Origin of the sequence: Sphingomonas tabacisoli (genome assembly GCF_042678385.1) — a bacterium.
In the GTDB taxonomy this organism is placed as follows: Bacteria; Pseudomonadota; Alphaproteobacteria; order Sphingomonadales; family Sphingomonadaceae; genus Sphingomonas_B; species Sphingomonas_B tabacisoli.
On the sequence record NZ_JBHUDY010000001.1, the window covers coordinates 2499546 to 2514485 of the forward strand.

The following is a 14940-nucleotide window of genomic DNA, read 5'->3' on the forward strand; positions in this document are numbered from 1 at the left end:
GCCGTCACTTTTTCTTCAAAAAATTCTCGAAACCCGGCGGCAGGTTGCCGGGCATTGGCGGCAGCGCGCCACCCAATCCCGGAAGCCCGCCTGGCGCGCCCTTCAACATGTCACCCATGCCGCCCGGCAGACCGGCCGCGCCCGCGCCACCCTTGCCGAACATCGCGGCCAGGCCTTTCAGGCCGCCCATCTTTTTGATCTTCTTCATGGCGTTCGCCATTTCCTGATGCATTTTCAGGAGCTTGTTGACGTCCTGCACAGTGGTGCCGGAGCCTTTGGCGATGCGGATCTTGCGCTTGGCGTTGATTAGCTCGGGCTTCACGCGCTCCTTCGGCGTCATCGACCCGATCATCGCGTCCATGCGCAGCAGGATGCGCTCGTCGACCGCGCCGGAGGCCATCGCCTGCTTGGCCGCCTTCATGCCCGGGATCATGCCGGCCAGCGCGCCAAGGCCGCCCATCCGCCGCATCTGCGCAAGCTGGGCCTTCAGGTCGTTCATGTCGAACTGACCCTTGGCCATCTTGGCGGCCATACGCTCGGCATCCTCGACCTGGATGCTCTCCGCCGCCTTCTCGACCAGGCTGACGACGTCGCCCATGCCCAGGATGCGGCCAGCGACGCGCTGCGGATGGAAGGCCTCTAGCCCGTCCATCTTCTCGCCGGTGCCGGCGAATTTGATGGGCTTCTGCGTGACGGCGCGCATCGACAGCGCAGCACCACCGCGGGCATCGCCGTCCATCCGCGTCAGGATCACGCCGGTCAGCGGCACCTGCTCGGAAAAGCTCTTGGCGACGTTGACCGCGTCCTGCCCAGTCAGGCTGTCGACGACGAGCAGGATTTCCTGCGGCCGCGCGACATCGGCGACCGCCTTCATCTCGTCCATCAGCGCCTGGTCGACGTGCAACCGGCCCGCGGTGTCGAGCATCAGCACGTCGAAGCCCTGCAGCTTCGCGGCGTTGAGCGCCCGGCGGGCGATCTCGACCGGCGGCTGGCCCTGCACGATCGGCAGAGTCGCGACCTTCACTTGCTCGCCGAGCGTCGCGAGCTGCTGCTGCGCCGCCGGACGGTTCACGTCCAGCGAGGCCATCAGCACTTTCTTGCGGTCCCGCTCCGACAAACGCTTGGCGAGCTTCGCCGTCGTCGTGGTCTTGCCCGAGCCCTGCAGGCCCACCAGCATCACGATCGCCGGCGGCGCGACGTCCAGCGCCAGCTCCGACGCATCGGCGCCCAGCATCTCGACCAGCGCATCATGGACGATCTTGACGACCTGCTGCCCCGGCGTGACCGATCGCAGCACTTGCTGGCCGACCGCCTGCTCCGTCACCTTGTCGACGAAATCGCGGACCACCGGCAGCGCGACGTCCGCCTCGAGCAAGGCGATGCGGACCTCGCGCATCGCCGCGCGCACGTCCGCCTCGGTCAGCGCGCCACGGCCGCGCAACCGGTCGAAAACGCCGCCCAGCCTTTCGCTCAGGGTCTCGAACATTCGCTCACTCCAACGCCCGCGGAAATGCCAAACGCCAAAAACGCCGGCGGACGAAACCTCGTCGGCCAGCGTGGACGCTCATAGGGAGCGTCCTTATGGTGTGTCGGCGTTCCTACGGAATGCGGGGGCGCACTTAGCGATGGTGCGCGCGAAAAGCAACGCTCCGCTTGGGAAGAAGCGCGCCCGTCCGCCCCACATAATCGTCGAACGCCGCGCCAAAGGCCGCGCGGAGCAGCTTTTCCTCCTCGGCGATGCGGATTGCCGTGCCGGCGGCAAACACCGGCACTGCCCACAATAAGTGCAGCGCATGGCCGGTCGCGACTGCCAGCGCGAACAGGAACATCAGCATCGACACATAGATCGGATGGCGGACGTAAGCGAACGGGCCGGACGTCACCAGTTCATGATCCTCGCGCGTGCGGGCGACCAGGCTCCAGTTCTTGCCCATCGTTTCCGCCGACCAGTGAAACAAGGCCGCCGCATTCAGCAGCAAGGCCGCAATGACCACGCCCGCGGCGATCGAACGCGGCGCGGCGTTCGGCAGTCCGCCATGCACCGCGCCGGCGCCGGCCAGGAAAATACCGAGAATCTGCAGCGCGATGCCCACGATCGACCGCGACGAACGCGCGCTCGCGCTCTGCCCCGCCCGCATCGCTCCGATTCGCGCCGCCAGCACGACAAGCCCGTAAATGACTGCGCCGGCCCAGAATATCCACAGATCAAGCTTCGAGACCGGCATATTAACGCTTCCCACCTATGGTTCCCGGCCGCAGGATGATTGATGCCTCTGGCACCCGCACCATATAGAAGGGAAACGCGCGAAACCGCGCAACCGGAGTTTGCATGACCCAGAGTTATCCCGTTCTCCCTCTTCGCGACATCGTCGTCTTTCCGAACATGATCGTGCCGCTGTTCGTCGGCCGCGACAAATCGGTGGCGGCGCTCGAAAAGGCGATGACGTCCGACAAGCAGATTTTCCTGGTCGCTCAGCTCGACCCGGCGAACGACGATCCCGATCGCGACGACCTTTATGACCTGGGCGTGGTCGCGACCGTGCTGCAGCTCCTGAAGCTGCCCGACGGGACCGTGCGCGTGCTGGTCGAAGGCAAGCAGCGCGCTTCCCTCGATACGCTGGAGCGCGATGGCGAGCATCTGAGCGCCACCGTTACCCTGATCGACGAAAGCGCCGGCGAGAGCGTCGAAGCCAAGGCGCTGATGCGCTCTGTGGTCGAGCAGTTCGAGAATTACGCGAAGCTCAACCGCAAGCTGCCGGCCGAAACCGCGGTCCAGCTCGCCGAGATCGAGGATGCCTCGAAGCTCGCGGACGCGGTCGCCGCCAACATCACCGTCAAGGTCGCTGACAAGCAGTCGCTGCTGGTCGAGTTCGATCCGGCGCGACGGCTCGAAATGGTGTTCGCCTTCATGGAAGGCGAGCTCGGCGTCCTTCAGGTCGAAAAGAAGATCCGCAGCCGCGTGAAGCGGCAGATGGAGAAGACGCAGCGCGAATATTACCTCAACGAGCAATTGAAGGCGATCCAGCGCGAGCTCGGCAACGAGGCGGAAGAGGATGGCGACGAGATCGCCGAGCTCACCGCCAAGATCGCCAAGCTCAAGCTGTCGAAGGAAGCGCGCGCCAAGGCCAATGCCGAGCTGAAAAAGCTCAAGACGATGGCGCCGATGTCGGCCGAAGCGACCGTCGTGCGCAATTATCTCGACGTGCTGCTGGGCCTGCCCTGGGGCAAGAAGTCGAAGCTGAAGCGCGACATCCCCGAGGCCGAACGCGTGCTCGACGAGGACCATTATGGCCTCGAAAAGGTCAAGGACCGGATCGTCGAATATCTCGCCGTCCAGGCCCGCACTAACAAGCTGAAGGGCCCAATCCTGTGCCTGGTCGGCCCGCCGGGCGTGGGCAAGACCAGCCTCGGCAAGTCGATCGCCCGTGCGACCGGCCGCGAGTTCGTGCGCCAGTCGCTTGGCGGTGTGCGCGATGAAGCTGAAATTCGCGGCCACCGCCGCACCTATATCGGCTCGCTGCCGGGCAAGATCGTGACCAACCTGCGCAAGGCCGGCACGTCGAACCCGCTCTTCCTGCTCGACGAGATCGACAAGCTCGGACAGGATTTCCGCGGCGATCCGGCGTCGGCGCTGCTGGAGGTCCTCGACCCCGAGCAGAACAACAAGTTCAACGATCACTATCTGGAGATCGACGTCGATCTTTCGGACGTGATGTTCGTGACCACCGCGAACTCGCTGAACCTGCCGCAGCCGCTCCTCGACCGTATGGAGATCATCCGGCTCGAAGGTTACACCGAGGACGAGAAGGTCGAGATCGCGAAGCGCCATCTAGTCGACAAGCAGATCGAGGCGCACGGCCTGAAAGGCGACGAGTTCGTGCTGACCGAGGCCGGCCTACGCGACCTGATCCGCTATTACACGCGCGAAGCCGGCGTCCGCACCTTGGAGCGCGAGATCGCGAAGCTCGCCCGCAAGGCGCTGCGCCGCATTCTCGAAGGCAAGGTCGAGAAGGTCGAGATCACGCCCGACAACCTCTCCGACTATGCCGGCGTCCGGAAATTCCGCCACGGCGTCGGCGAGGAGGAGAACCAGATCGGCGCCGTCACCGGCCTTGCCTGGACAGAGGTCGGCGGCGAGCTGCTGACGATCGAGAGCGTGACCGTCCCCGGCAAGGGAATGGTCAAGACCACCGGCAAGCTCGGCGAAGTGATGCAGGAATCGGTGCAGGCCGCTTTCAGCTTCGTTCGCGCTCGCTCGCCGGCCTATGGCATCAAGCCGAGCCTGTTCGGCCGCAAGGACATCCATATCCACTTGCCCGAAGGCGCGGTGCCGAAGGACGGTCCTTCGGCCGGCATCGGCATGGTCACGTCGATCGTCTCGACGCTCACTGGCGTGCCGATCCGCAAGGATGTGGCGATGACGGGCGAGGTCACGCTCCGCGGCCGGGTGCTGCCGATCGGCGGGCTGAAGGAAAAGCTGCTCGCGGCGCTCCGCGGCGGGATTACCACGGTCTATATCCCGCAGGAGAACGAGAAGGACCTCGCGGAGATCCCGACCAACATCAAGGAGGGGCTGGAGATCATCCCCGTCCAGCATGTCGATCAGGTGCTCGCGGGTGCGCTGACTCAGCCTTTGACCGCGATCGAATGGACCGAAGCGGACGAACTTGCCGCCCAGCCGCCGGCCGGGCTGCCTCCGGTTCTGCCGGAAGGTGAAGCCGCCGTCCGGCATTGACCCGATTTGAACCATGAATACGCCGCCTTACCGGTTGACGGGAGGGCGGCGTATCGCCTTACTGCGCCGCTGTTTTTCCCGAGTCCCTCGGGGGTGGGACTCGGCAACGCAGAGGGGCCAAAGCAAATGAACAAGCAGGAACTGATCGGGTCGGTTGCGGACGCGTCGGGTCTGAATCGCGGAGATGCGGCAAAGGCCGTCGAGGCGGTGTTCGACACCATCTCGTCCACCCTGAAGCGCGGCGACGAAGTGCGGCTGGTCGGTTTCGGCACCTTCACCGTCAGCCGCCGCAAGGCGTCCACCGGCCGCAACCCCCGCACCGGCGAGCCGATGTCGATCAAGGAATCGAGCCAGCCCAAGTTCAAGGCGGGCAAGGGCCTGAAAGACGCCTGCAACCGCTAGACACGGTCGCGCCGCTCGCCTAAGGGCGGCGCTCTTGCCAGCGTGGGCGCGTAGCTCAGTGGTAGAGCACTGTGTTCACACCGCAGGGGTCGCAAGTTCAATCCTTGCCGCGCCCACCACGCAACAAACCCCGGAGGTTGTTGAAACCTCCGGGGTTTTTGTTTGCCCGCCTCTCTTGAAGCCAGACACGCTCCTTCACTAGGAAGCGCCACTCCCCTTCGCTTCGCAGGTGCCAACGATGAAATTCCCCACCCTTGCCGCGCTGCTTCTGACCGGCATTTCAGCCCAGGCGTCAGCCACCGAAGTGAAGCAAGTCGTCGCGAGCAAGGCGTACAAGGCCACCGTGGCGGAACTCGACCGCGAGCATGAGCGGATCGTGGGCGAGATTGTGAAGCTCACCGAGATCCCGGCGCCGCCGTTCAAGGAAAAGGCGCGCGGCACCGCCTATGCCGAGATGATGCGGCAGGCTGGCCTCGTCGATGTCGAAATGGACGCGGAAGGCAATGTCACCGGCCTATGGCGCGGCACCGGCCCCGCCGGCGGCCCGCTGATCGTCATCGCCGCCCATCAAGACACGGTTTTTCCCGAAGGGACACCCGTCAAGGTGCGGCGTGAGGGCACGAAGCTGTTCGCGCCCGGCATCGGCGACGACACGCGTAGCCTCGCCGTCCTGCTTGGGTATGTCCGCGCGATGAAGGCGGCCGGCGTACAGACCGGCAAGGACATCCTGTTCGTCGGCAATGTCGGCGAGGAAGGGCCTGGGGACCTCCGCGGCACCCGCTATCTGTTCGGCAAGAGCAAATACAAGGGCCGGATCGCCGCCTTCTTCTCGATGGACGGCACCGACGGCAGCCGCATCGTCAATGGCGGCGTCGGATCGAAGCGCTACCGCGTGACCTTCAAGGGTCCCGGCGGGCACAGCTACGGCGCGTTCGGGCTGGTCAACCCGATGGCGGCGATGAGTCAAGCCGTGGTCGATCTCTACAAGGTCGAGGTGCCGAAGACCCCGAAGACCACCTATTCGGCGAGCGTCACCGGCGGCGGCACCTCGGTCAACTCGATCCCGAACGAAGTGTTCATGGAGTTCGACATGCGCTCGGTGAGCGCTGCGGAGCTCGGCAAGCTCGACCAGCGCTTTCAGGCGATCGTCAAAGCGGCGGTCGACGGGGAGAACCACGCGCGGTCGACCCGCGAAGGCACCATATCGGCAGACCTGAAGGTGATCGGCGAGCGGCCGGCGGGCGGCACGCCGGCCTCATCGCAGATCGTCCGGGTCGCGCAGCAGGCGATCGAGGCGCACGGGCTCAAGCCCGAGCTGAACGCCTCCTCGACCGACGCCAATGTGCCGATGAACCTCGGCATCCCGGCGATCACGATCGGCTCCGGCGGCAGCGGCGGCCGCGCCCATTCTCTGGACGAATGGATCGACATCGAGAAGGGCGCGAGCCTGAAAGGCATGCTTCCCGGCCTGACCATGCTGCTCGCCATGGCCGACCTGAAGAACTAGCCGGCGGGCACGCTGGTCGGGTTGTCCTGCTGCTTGTTGTCGCCGGCGGTGCCCATCACCCCGTCGCTTTCGCCGGCGCTGCCTTCGACCGGCTCCTTGGGCATCGGCCCTTTCGGGTCGCGGCTGCCCACCGATTTTTCGTCGGGCGAATCGATGGTCTTGCGCTCGGTCATGATGCTCTCCTTTGCCGGGGAGAACGCCTCGCGCTCCGATCCGTTCAGGGATAGCGCGCGCCGGTGAAATAGAGCCCGTCCGGCGGCGCGTTGAAGCCCAGCGCGGCGCGGTCGCGCGCTTCCAGCGCCTCCGAGAGATCGTCCGCGCTCCATTTGCCCTGACCCACCAGCGCCAGGCAGCCGACCATCGACCGCACCTGATGGTGGAGGAAGGATCGCGCTTCGGCGACGATCCGCACACGGTCGCCTTCGCGATAGACGTCGAGCCGATCGAGCGTCTTGACCGCGCTTTCGGACTGGCAATGCGCGGAACGGAAAGTCGTGAAATCATGCCGGCCGACGAGGCGCTGGGCGGCTACATGCATTGTTTCCGCATCGAGGTCCGTCGGCACGCGCCACGCAAGCCCCGCTTCCCAGGTGAGCGGCGAGCGCCGGTTGACGATGCGATACTCATAGGCGCGCCCGACGCACGAGAACCGCGCGTGCCAGTCGTCGGGAACGATCTCGCAGCCGAGCACCGCGACCGGATTGGGGCGGAGCAGCGCGTTCAGCGCCTCCATCAGCCGAAAGGGCGTCGGCGTGCGCTGCAGCTCGACATGAGCGCGCATGGCGAGTGCGTGGACGCCGGCATCGGTACGGCCTGCGGCGTGGACGACTGCGCTTTCGCCGGTCATCTTCTCGATCGCGGTCTCGACCGCTTCCTGCACGCTCGGCCCATGATCTTGGCGCTGCCAGCCCATGAACGGCCGCCCGTCATATTCGAGAGTCAGCGCATAGCGCGTCACGAGAGCCGCGTGCCCGCCGGAACCGGGAAGCCGCGCAGCAATTCCTCCGCGCTCATCGCGCCGCGCCCGGCCCGCTGCACGCGCACGGGACGAAGCGCGTCGCTACCGCATCCGATCAGCAGCTTGTCGTCGAGCACCGTCCCTGGCTCACCGGCTTGCGGTTCGATCTCCGCCGCCAGCACGCGAATCCGCTCGCCGTTGAGCTGGAAGAACGCCCCCGGCGCCGGGTTGAAAGCGCGCACCTGACGCTCGGCCTGCACTGCGCCGGCGGCGAAGTTCAACCGCGCCTCGGCCTTGTCGATCTTGGACGCGTAGGTGACGCCCTCATCCGGCTGGGGCTGTGGCGGAAACGCGTCGAGACGCCCCAGCACCTCGACCATGAGTGCCGCGCCTTGTCCTGCCAACTCGGCGGTCAATTCGCTCGCAGTCTTGCGGTCGATCGACGCTTCGAAGGTCGCGCGCATCGGCCCGGTATCCAGCCCCGCCTCCATGTCCATGATCGTGACGCCGGTGATCTCGTCCCCGGCCAGGATCGCGCGCTGGATCGGCGCCGCGCCCCGCCAGCGGGGTAGCAGCGAGGCGTGGATGTTGAAGCAGCCGAGCCTCGGCGCCGCCAGGATCGGCCGCGGCAGGATCAGCCCATAAGCTGCCACCACGGCCGCGTCCGCCTCCAGCGCCGCGAACCGAGCCTGCTCGTCCGCATCGCGCAGCGTCACCGGCGTGCGCACTTCCAGTCCCATCGCCTCGGCGCGCTTCTGGACCGGCGAGCGCTGCAGCGCCTTGCCGCGACCCGCCGGCCGCGGCGGCTGGCAATAGACGGCCGCAATCTCGTGCCCAGCCGCCACCAGCGCATCGAGCGCGGGCACGGCGAAATCGGGCGTTCCCATGAAGATCAGGCGCATGGCTTTCCTCAACCGGCTGGCGCGGGCGGGCGCAACCCCCTAATCGTTCCAGCATGGCCTCTCCCGAAATCGAGACGCTCACTCAGGCGCTCGCCCGCCTGCCCGGACTCGGCCCACGCTCGGCCCGGCGCGCGGTGTTGCATCTGCTCAAGAAGCGCGAGACCGCCTTGGCCCCGCTGCTCCGCGCGCTGGAGGCAGTGAACGAACGGCTCGCCACCTGCGGCATCTGCGGCAATGTCGACACCACGAATCCCTGCGGCATCTGCGCCGACCCGCGCCGCGACGCCCGCTCGCTCTGCGTGGTCGAGGACGTGCCCGACCTCTGGGCGCTCGACCGTTCCCGGCTGTTCCCCGGCAAATATCATGTTCTGGGCGGCCGCCTCTCCGCGCTGGAGGGCGTGCGGCCGGAGGATCTGCGCATCGACAGCCTGGTCTCGCGCATCGCCGCCGGCGGCATCGACGAAGTGGTGCTGGCGATGAATGCCACGCTCGAAGGCCAGACGACCGCGCATTACATTGCGGAGCGGATCGAGCGTTTTCCGGTGCGCCTGACCCAGCTCGCCCACGGCCTGCCGGTAGGCGGCGAGCTCGACTATCTCGACGAAGGCACGCTCGCCCAGGCGCTCCGCGCACGACGGCCCGTGGCGTGAGCCCCTTTACGCGAAGCCCTCGCGCACCTAATTTCCCGACATGGCCCTTCTTCCCATCATCGAGACGCCCGATCCGCGGCTGCGTCAGATTTCCACGCCCGTCGAAACCGTCGATGCGGAGCTGAACAAGCTGATCGACGACATGTTCGAGACGATGTACGCGGCGCCGGGCATCGGGCTTGCCGCGATCCAGGTCGGCGTGCCGAAGCGGCTGCTGGTCATCGACCTGCAGGAAGAAGAGGGCGAGGACGGCAAGCCGATCAAGGCGCCGCGCGTCTTCATCAACCCGGAAATCCTCGAAACCTCCGAAGAGCTGCAGGTCTATTCTGAAGGCTGCCTGTCGATCCCCGAGCAATTCGCCGAGGTCGAGCGGCCGGCGACGATCCGCGCCCGCTGGCAGGACCGCGACGGCAAAGTGCGCGAGGAGCAGATCGACGGCCTGCTTGCTGTCTGCCTGCAGCACGAGATGGACCATCTCGAAGGCATTCTCTTCATCGACCACCTTTCCCGCCTGAAGCGCGACATGGTGCTGAAGAAGCTGCTCAAGGCGCGCCAGAAGGCGGCGTAATCTCCCGCTTGTGGGGCGGCGCACGCCCCGCTAAGTTCCCTCTCTGTTCCGGGAGGGAAATCAGGTGGACCCGCTGATCATCACCGCATCGTTGGCCGTCGTGGTGGCGGGCCTTGCCGTCTATGCGTTTCGTCTGACGGCCCAGCTCCGCGCCGCGGAGACCAAGCTTGCAGGCGCAGACGAGCGAGCATCGCAAGCGGACATTCACCGGATGATGCTGGCTGAGGTCTCCAAAGAGCGCGACGCGGCGCGCGAGGAGGCGGCAGCGCTGCGCCCACAGGCCGAGCGATGCGCAAAGCAGGAGGAGGACCTCGCTGTCCTTCGCGCGGAGAAGGAAGCTCTGGCTGCGGCAAAGGCTGCGTTCGAGCGCGGCGAGGCAGAGCGGCGCGATGCGTTCGAAGCGCAGTTGAAGCAGGTGAAGGAACTGGAAGCGAAGCTCGAAGCCCGTTTCGGTGACCTGGCCGGCAAGGCGCTGGAGACGGCGCACGACGCGTTCCTGAAGCGCGCGTCGGAGCGGCTGGTGCATGAAGGCCAGCAGAACGAGGCCAAGATCAAGGCGCTGATCGCGCCGGTCGAAACCACGCTCAAGCGCTATGAGGAGAAACTAAGCGCGGTCGAGAAGGAGCGGGTCGACCAATATGCTGGGCTCCGTGAAGCCGTGCAGACGCTCCACGCCGGGCACACGGCAGTCAGGGACGAAACCGCCCGGCTGGTGAACGCGCTGCGCTCCAGCCCCAAGGCACGCGGACGCTGGGGCGAGCAGAGCCTGAAGAACGTGCTGGAGCAGGCGGGGCTATCCCAGTTCGCCGATTTCGCGACCGAGGTGTCGGTCGACACCGACGACGGGCGTCTTCGCCCTGATGTGATCGTCAACCTGCCCGGCGGGCGCAAGCTGATCATCGACGCGAAATGCTCGCTGAACGCCTATCTCGACGCGTCCGAGCAGGTCGATGACGACACCCGCAAATCGCACCTGAAGGCCCACGCAACTTCGATCCGTAACCATGCCCAGCAGCTCGGTTCGAAGAATTACTGGGCGCAGTTCGGCGACGCTGCCGACTATGTCGTCATGTACATTCCCGGCGAGCATTTCCTGACCGCCGCGCTCGAGCAGGACGACGGACTCTGGGAGTGGGCATTCGAGCGCAAGGTGCTGCTCGCGACACCGACCAACCTCGTCGCGATCGCGCGCACCGTCGCCTCGGTCTGGCGGCAGGAAAAATTGGCCGAACAGGCGGCCGAGATCGCGACGCTCGGGAAAGAACTGCATTCGCGCTTGGCGACGATGGGCGGGCATGTCGCAAGGCTCGGCCGCCTGTTCGGCCGAGATCGCGACGCTCGGGAAAGAACTGCATTCGCGCTTGGCGACGATGGGCGGGCATGTCGCAAGGCTCGGCCGCAATCTGGAGCTGGCCAACGGCGCCTATAACAGCTTCGTCGGCAGCCTGGAGAGCCAAGTCATGACTCAGGCGAAGAAGTTCGAGGCGCTGGAAGTCTCGGGACCCAAGGAAGTGGAGGCGCTGCCGGTGGTCGAATCCTCGCCTCGTCCCCTCACGAAACTCGTTTCCGACCCCTCGGAGGAGGCCGCATAAGTTGCATTCGCGCAACACCGTGCGCTTCTCTGTGGATAACGCTCCGTTACCGAGAGGAAAGCTGTTTCCTTTTGTCTCGGACTGACCCAAATCAGTCGTCTCTAAAGGGAGGGAATCAGAAATGGCGGATGCCAAACCGAAGCGTGCGAACAATGCTCTGTCGAAGCCGGTTCAGCCCTCGGCCGACCTCGCCGCGATCGTAGGCTCGAACCCGATCGCTCGCAGCGCCGTCGTCTCGAAGGTGTGGGAGCACATTAAGAAGAACAATCTGCAGAATCCCGCCAACAAGCGCGAGATCGTGGCCGACGACAAGCTGAAGAAGGTGTTCGGCGGCAAGGACAAGGTGTCGATGTTCGAAATGAACAAGCACCTGTCGAACCATCTGAAGTGATGCCGCCGGGGCGATCCGCCCCGTAACAGCTTCAAACCGCAAAGCCCGGCCTCACCGCCGGGCTTTGTTATTTGGGCGCCCGAAACATCGACCAGAAGCGCGGGCCGCCTTTCGGCACCTGCCATTCGCCGGTCACTTCAAATCCGTGCCGTTGGTAGAGCGGGATGGTGAACGGATTGGGCGTTCCAGATAGGCCGCTTCATCACCCGCTAGCGCCAGTCCGGCCGCAATCGCCTGCGATCCGAAACCGCGTCCCTGATGCCGAGGATCGCAGCCTGCGATGTGGAGATAGTGGAATGGCCTCTCCGGCATATGCGCGTCGATCGCATTGCCCACGCGGAGCGCTCGAGGGAACGCAGTGCCAAGCGCGTGAAGCAATGGTCCGGCCTTGGCGAGCATCTCGCCCCAGCCGACTTGCGCCCGACCCGGCGCGCGCCAGAGCGTCGCCGCCTCCTCGCCCTCGGTCACAAACCGCGGCCCGGCCTTGCCGTCGCTGTCGAACAGGATCGCGAACAGGCGAGGCAGCCGCACGCGGCGCTGAGTCGGATCGGGAAAGATATAAGTCATCGCCGCGTCGGCGGAGAAGGCGGCGGCGAGCAGTCGTGCAATGTCCGTACGGTCGGCGGAAATGGCGAAACGGACTACCGAACGCCCCTCTCCCGGAACGGGAGCGGGAGGGGCCCGCTCGCCGTCAGGCGAGTGGGAGGGTGAGGGACTGTGACTTTCCACGCTCGCTTACGCGTCGCTCTGCGCCCCCTCACCCCGCTCGCGCTATACGCGAGTCGCCCTCTCCCCCCAGGGGAGAGGGGCTTCATCACGCCGCGCCGCTTTCCTTCTTCTTCGCGTAGACGCGGACAGGGTCTTTGCGGCCCTCGACCACGTCCTTGTCGATCATCACTTCGTCGACGCCGTCCATGCTGGGCAGGTCGAACATGGTGTCGAGCAGGATCGCTTCGAGGATCGAGCGCAGGCCGCGCGCGCCGGTCTTGCGGGCGATTGCCTTCTTCGCGATCGTGGTCAACGCGTCGTCGGTGAAGCCGAGCTTCACGTCCTCCATGTCGAACAGCTTCTGATACTGTTTGACGAGGGCGTTCTTCGGCTCGGTCAAAATCTTGACCAGCGCCTCGACGTCGAGGTCTTCGAGAGTCGCAATAACCGGCAGGCGGCCGACGAACTCGGGGATCAGGCCGAACTTCAGCAGATCCTCGGGCTCGCACTGGCGCAACACTTCGCCGGTGCGCCGCTCTTCCGGAGCCGCGACATAGGCGCCGAAGCCGATCGACTTGCCCTGCAGGCGGTCGCCGATGATCTTCTCGAGGCCAGAGAACGCGCCGCCGCAGATGAACAGGATGTTCGTCGTGTCGACTTGCAGGAATTCCTGCTGCGGATGCTTGCGCCCGCCCTGCGGCGGAACGGAAGCTGTCGTGCCTTCCATCAGCTTCAGCAGCGCCTGCTGCACGCCTTCGCCCGACACGTCGCGGGTGATCGACGGGTTCTCGGCCTTCCGGCTGATCTTGTCGATTTCGTCGATGTAGACGATGCCGCGCTGCGCCCGCTCGACATTATAGTCGCTGGCCTGGAGCAGCTTCAGGATGATGTTCTCGACGTCCTCGCCGACATAGCCCGCTTCGGTGAGCGTCGTCGCGTCGGCCATCGTGAACGGCACGTCGAGGATGCGGGCGAGCGTCTGCGCGAGCAGCGTCTTGCCGCAGCCGGTCGGACCGACGAGCAGGATGTTCGACTTGGCAAGCTCGACGTCCGCGCCCTTCTGGCCGTGGGCGAGCCGCTTGTAGTGATTGTGGACCGCGACCGAGAGCACGCGCTTCGCCTGCTTCTGGCCGATCACATAATCGTCGAGGACGTCGCAGATTTCCTGCGGCGTCGGCACGCCCCCGTCCTTCTTGGACACGAGCGCGGATTTTGTCTCTTCGCGGATGATGTCGTTGCAAAGCTCAACGCACTCGTCGCAGATGAACACGGTCGGGCCCGCAATGAGCTTGCGAACCTCGTGCTGCGACTTCCCACAGAAGGAGCAGTAGAGGGTGCTTTTGGAGTCCCCGCCGCTCAATTTCGTCATTCCATCATCCTTCGGTCCGCTGAGCGCAGACCATCGCTGGCAAGGACCATGTTAGCCCTCGCTCCCGAAACCACAATGCCGAATGTGCAGGGTCGTTCCCCGCAAATCGTGGTGAACTGTGGACCAGTTCGGAATATGTGGCTCCGTGCATAGGCCTTCAAGACTGTCGCAACTGGCTTTCCATCCCGCTAAACGGCGCAAATGACCAGAGCGTTTACTCTCTTTGCCGTGCTGGCGTTCGCCGCCCCCGTTCTCGCGCAGACGCCCGCCCCAGCCCCCGCGCCCGCCACCGTAAAGGTGACCCTGACCACCAGCCAGGGGCCGATCGTGCTGGAGCTGGAGAAGAAGCGGGCGCCGCTCACCGCGGCCAATTTCCTGCGCTATGTCGATCAGAAGAAGCTCGACGGCCTCACCTTCTACCGCGCGGTGAAGGCGCCCAACGCGCCCGAATACGGCCTCGTCCAGTTCGGCACCCGCGCCGATCCGAAGAAGACGCTGCCGCCGGTCAAGCACGAGCCGACCAATATCACGGGCCTCAGCCACAAAAGCGGCGTGATCTCGCTCGCCCGCAACGCGCCCGGCACCGGGGCCGGCGATTTCTTCATCACCGTCGGCGATACGCCGTCGCTGGACGCCAACCCGACCGCTACTGGCGACAACCAGGGTTTCGCCGCCTTCGGCCATGTCGCCGAGGGCATGGAAGTCGTGAAGCAGATCCTTGCGGCGCCCACCGACCCGAACAAGGGCGAAGGCGTGATGAAGGGCCAGTTCCTGATCCAGCCGGTTACGATCGTGTCGGCACGGCGCAGCAACTAACGCCCCGCAAGCAGAGATTTTTTTCTTCGCCGGCCCCGTAACGAAGGCATCCTAATCTGCGCCGGCACGTTGTGGACCGGCGATGGGTGGCACTGCGGATCTCGATTGGCGCGAAGCGCTTTACCGGCAAATGGCACGGCAGTCCGGTTTGCCGGCCGGACTAAGGCCCGAATTGATCAAGCGCGCCGAAGCCTGTGTCGAACGCAAGCTTGCCCCCGCCATGCCCGGCTTCTTCGCGCCGCGCGGCGCCGCCGAAGGCTGCAAGGGCGCCATCCGGCAATAGTTCGGCCATATTATCCGGAGCCGGTTGCGCTTCGTTCACATGTCCGGCGATAAGCCGGC

General features: G+C 65.5%; 17 protein-coding genes and 1 tRNA gene. 11 read left to right on the forward strand and 7 right to left on the reverse strand.

The window, feature by feature from the left end; translation table 11 throughout:
• Positions 1-4: 4 nt before the first annotated feature.
• Positions 5-1486, reverse strand: a complete 1482-nt coding sequence (gene ffh, locus ACFSCW_RS12565; protein WP_380889717.1) for a signal recognition particle protein — start codon at positions 1484-1486, stop codon at positions 5-7.
• A gap of 133 nt (positions 1487-1619) precedes the next feature.
• Entirely contained in the window at positions 1620-2240 is a 621-nt protein-coding gene (locus ACFSCW_RS12570; protein ID WP_380889719.1) for a methyltransferase family protein, read from the reverse strand.
• An 89-nt stretch (positions 2241-2329) separates the two neighbouring features.
• On the opposite strand from ACFSCW_RS12570, the gene lon reads away from it, so the two are divergent.
• From lon to ACFSCW_RS12590, 4 genes are all read left to right on the forward strand, one after another.
• The gene (gene lon / locus ACFSCW_RS12575) at positions 2330-4735 is read left to right on the forward strand and encodes an endopeptidase La (RefSeq protein ID WP_380889720.1); all 2406 of its coding nucleotides are present in this window, start codon (positions 2330-2332) and stop codon (positions 4733-4735) included.
• Between the two features lie 126 nt (positions 4736-4861).
• Complete coding sequence (locus ACFSCW_RS12580) at positions 4862-5137, forward strand: HU family DNA-binding protein (protein WP_380889723.1); 276 nt, start codon at positions 4862-4864, stop codon at positions 5135-5137.
• Between the two features lie 44 nt (positions 5138-5181).
• A tRNA-Val gene (locus ACFSCW_RS12585) sits at positions 5182-5256 on the forward strand.
• A 119-nt stretch (positions 5257-5375) separates the two neighbouring features.
• A complete protein-coding gene (locus ACFSCW_RS12590; protein WP_380889726.1) occupies positions 5376-6644 on the forward strand; it encodes a M20/M25/M40 family metallo-hydrolase in 1269 nt (422 codons plus the stop codon).
• Here ACFSCW_RS12590 and ACFSCW_RS12595 read toward each other — a convergent pair.
• From ACFSCW_RS12595 to fmt, 3 genes are read right to left on the reverse strand one after another with little or no spacing between them, the layout of a single operon-like run.
• Positions 6641-6817, reverse strand: a complete 177-nt coding sequence (locus ACFSCW_RS12595) for a hypothetical protein (RefSeq protein WP_380889727.1) — start codon at positions 6815-6817, stop codon at positions 6641-6643. The genes ACFSCW_RS12590 and ACFSCW_RS12595 overlap by 4 nt on opposite strands.
• A gap of 44 nt (positions 6818-6861) precedes the next feature.
• On the reverse strand, positions 6862-7602 hold the full coding sequence (gene truA, locus ACFSCW_RS12600; RefSeq protein ID WP_380889729.1) for a tRNA pseudouridine(38-40) synthase TruA: 741 nt from the start codon (positions 7600-7602) through the stop codon (positions 6862-6864).
• Positions 7599-8504 carry a methionyl-tRNA formyltransferase gene (gene fmt / locus ACFSCW_RS12605; RefSeq protein ID WP_380889731.1) on the reverse strand — a complete coding sequence of 302 codons (906 nt, stop codon included), beginning with the start codon at positions 8502-8504 and terminating at the stop codon, positions 7599-7601. Before fmt ends, truA begins: the two co-directional genes overlap by 4 nt.
• A gap of 53 nt (positions 8505-8557) precedes the next feature.
• Between fmt and recR the strand changes: the two genes are divergently transcribed.
• From recR to ACFSCW_RS12630, 5 genes are all read left to right on the forward strand, one after another.
• The gene (recR, locus tag ACFSCW_RS12610) at positions 8558-9154 is read left to right on the forward strand and encodes a recombination mediator RecR (protein ID WP_380889732.1); all 597 of its coding nucleotides are present in this window, start codon (positions 8558-8560) and stop codon (positions 9152-9154) included.
• A gap of 40 nt (positions 9155-9194) precedes the next feature.
• Positions 9195-9722 (forward strand): peptide deformylase, encoded by a 528-nt coding sequence (gene def / locus ACFSCW_RS12615; protein WP_380889734.1) that lies wholly within the window; start codon positions 9195-9197, stop codon positions 9720-9722.
• 64 nt (positions 9723-9786) lie between these two features.
• Complete coding sequence (locus tag ACFSCW_RS12620) at positions 9787-11151, forward strand: DNA recombination protein RmuC (RefSeq protein WP_380889737.1); 1365 nt, start codon at positions 9787-9789, stop codon at positions 11149-11151.
• Complete coding sequence (rmuC, locus tag ACFSCW_RS12625; RefSeq protein WP_380890129.1) at positions 11093-11314, forward strand: DNA recombination protein RmuC; 222 nt, start codon at positions 11093-11095, stop codon at positions 11312-11314. Before ACFSCW_RS12620 ends, rmuC begins: the two co-directional genes overlap by 59 nt.
• Before the next feature lie 121 nt (positions 11315-11435).
• A complete protein-coding gene (locus ACFSCW_RS12630) occupies positions 11436-11705 on the forward strand; it encodes an SWIB/MDM2 domain-containing protein (protein ID WP_380889740.1) in 270 nt (89 codons plus the stop codon).
• Between the two features lie 132 nt (positions 11706-11837).
• Here ACFSCW_RS12630 and ACFSCW_RS12635 read toward each other — a convergent pair whose 3' ends face one another.
• Together ACFSCW_RS12635 and clpX are read right to left on the reverse strand one after the other, a co-directional pair.
• Positions 11838-12272 (reverse strand): GNAT family N-acetyltransferase, encoded by a 435-nt coding sequence (locus ACFSCW_RS12635; RefSeq protein ID WP_380889742.1) that lies wholly within the window; start codon positions 12270-12272, stop codon positions 11838-11840.
• A 247-nt stretch (positions 12273-12519) separates the two neighbouring features.
• Entirely contained in the window at positions 12520-13782 is a 1263-nt protein-coding gene (gene clpX / locus ACFSCW_RS12640; RefSeq protein ID WP_380889743.1) for an ATP-dependent Clp protease ATP-binding subunit ClpX, read from the reverse strand.
• A gap of 201 nt (positions 13783-13983) precedes the next feature.
• Here clpX and ACFSCW_RS12645 point away from each other — a divergent pair, with 201 nt between their 5' ends.
• Together ACFSCW_RS12645 and ACFSCW_RS12650 are read left to right on the forward strand one after the other, a co-directional pair.
• Positions 13984-14598 (forward strand): peptidylprolyl isomerase, encoded by a 615-nt coding sequence (locus ACFSCW_RS12645; RefSeq protein ID WP_380889745.1) that lies wholly within the window; start codon positions 13984-13986, stop codon positions 14596-14598.
• Between the two features lie 82 nt (positions 14599-14680).
• On the forward strand, positions 14681-14881 hold the full coding sequence (locus ACFSCW_RS12650) for a hypothetical protein (RefSeq protein WP_380889747.1): 201 nt from the start codon (positions 14681-14683) through the stop codon (positions 14879-14881).
• Positions 14882-14940 lie beyond the last annotated feature (59 nt).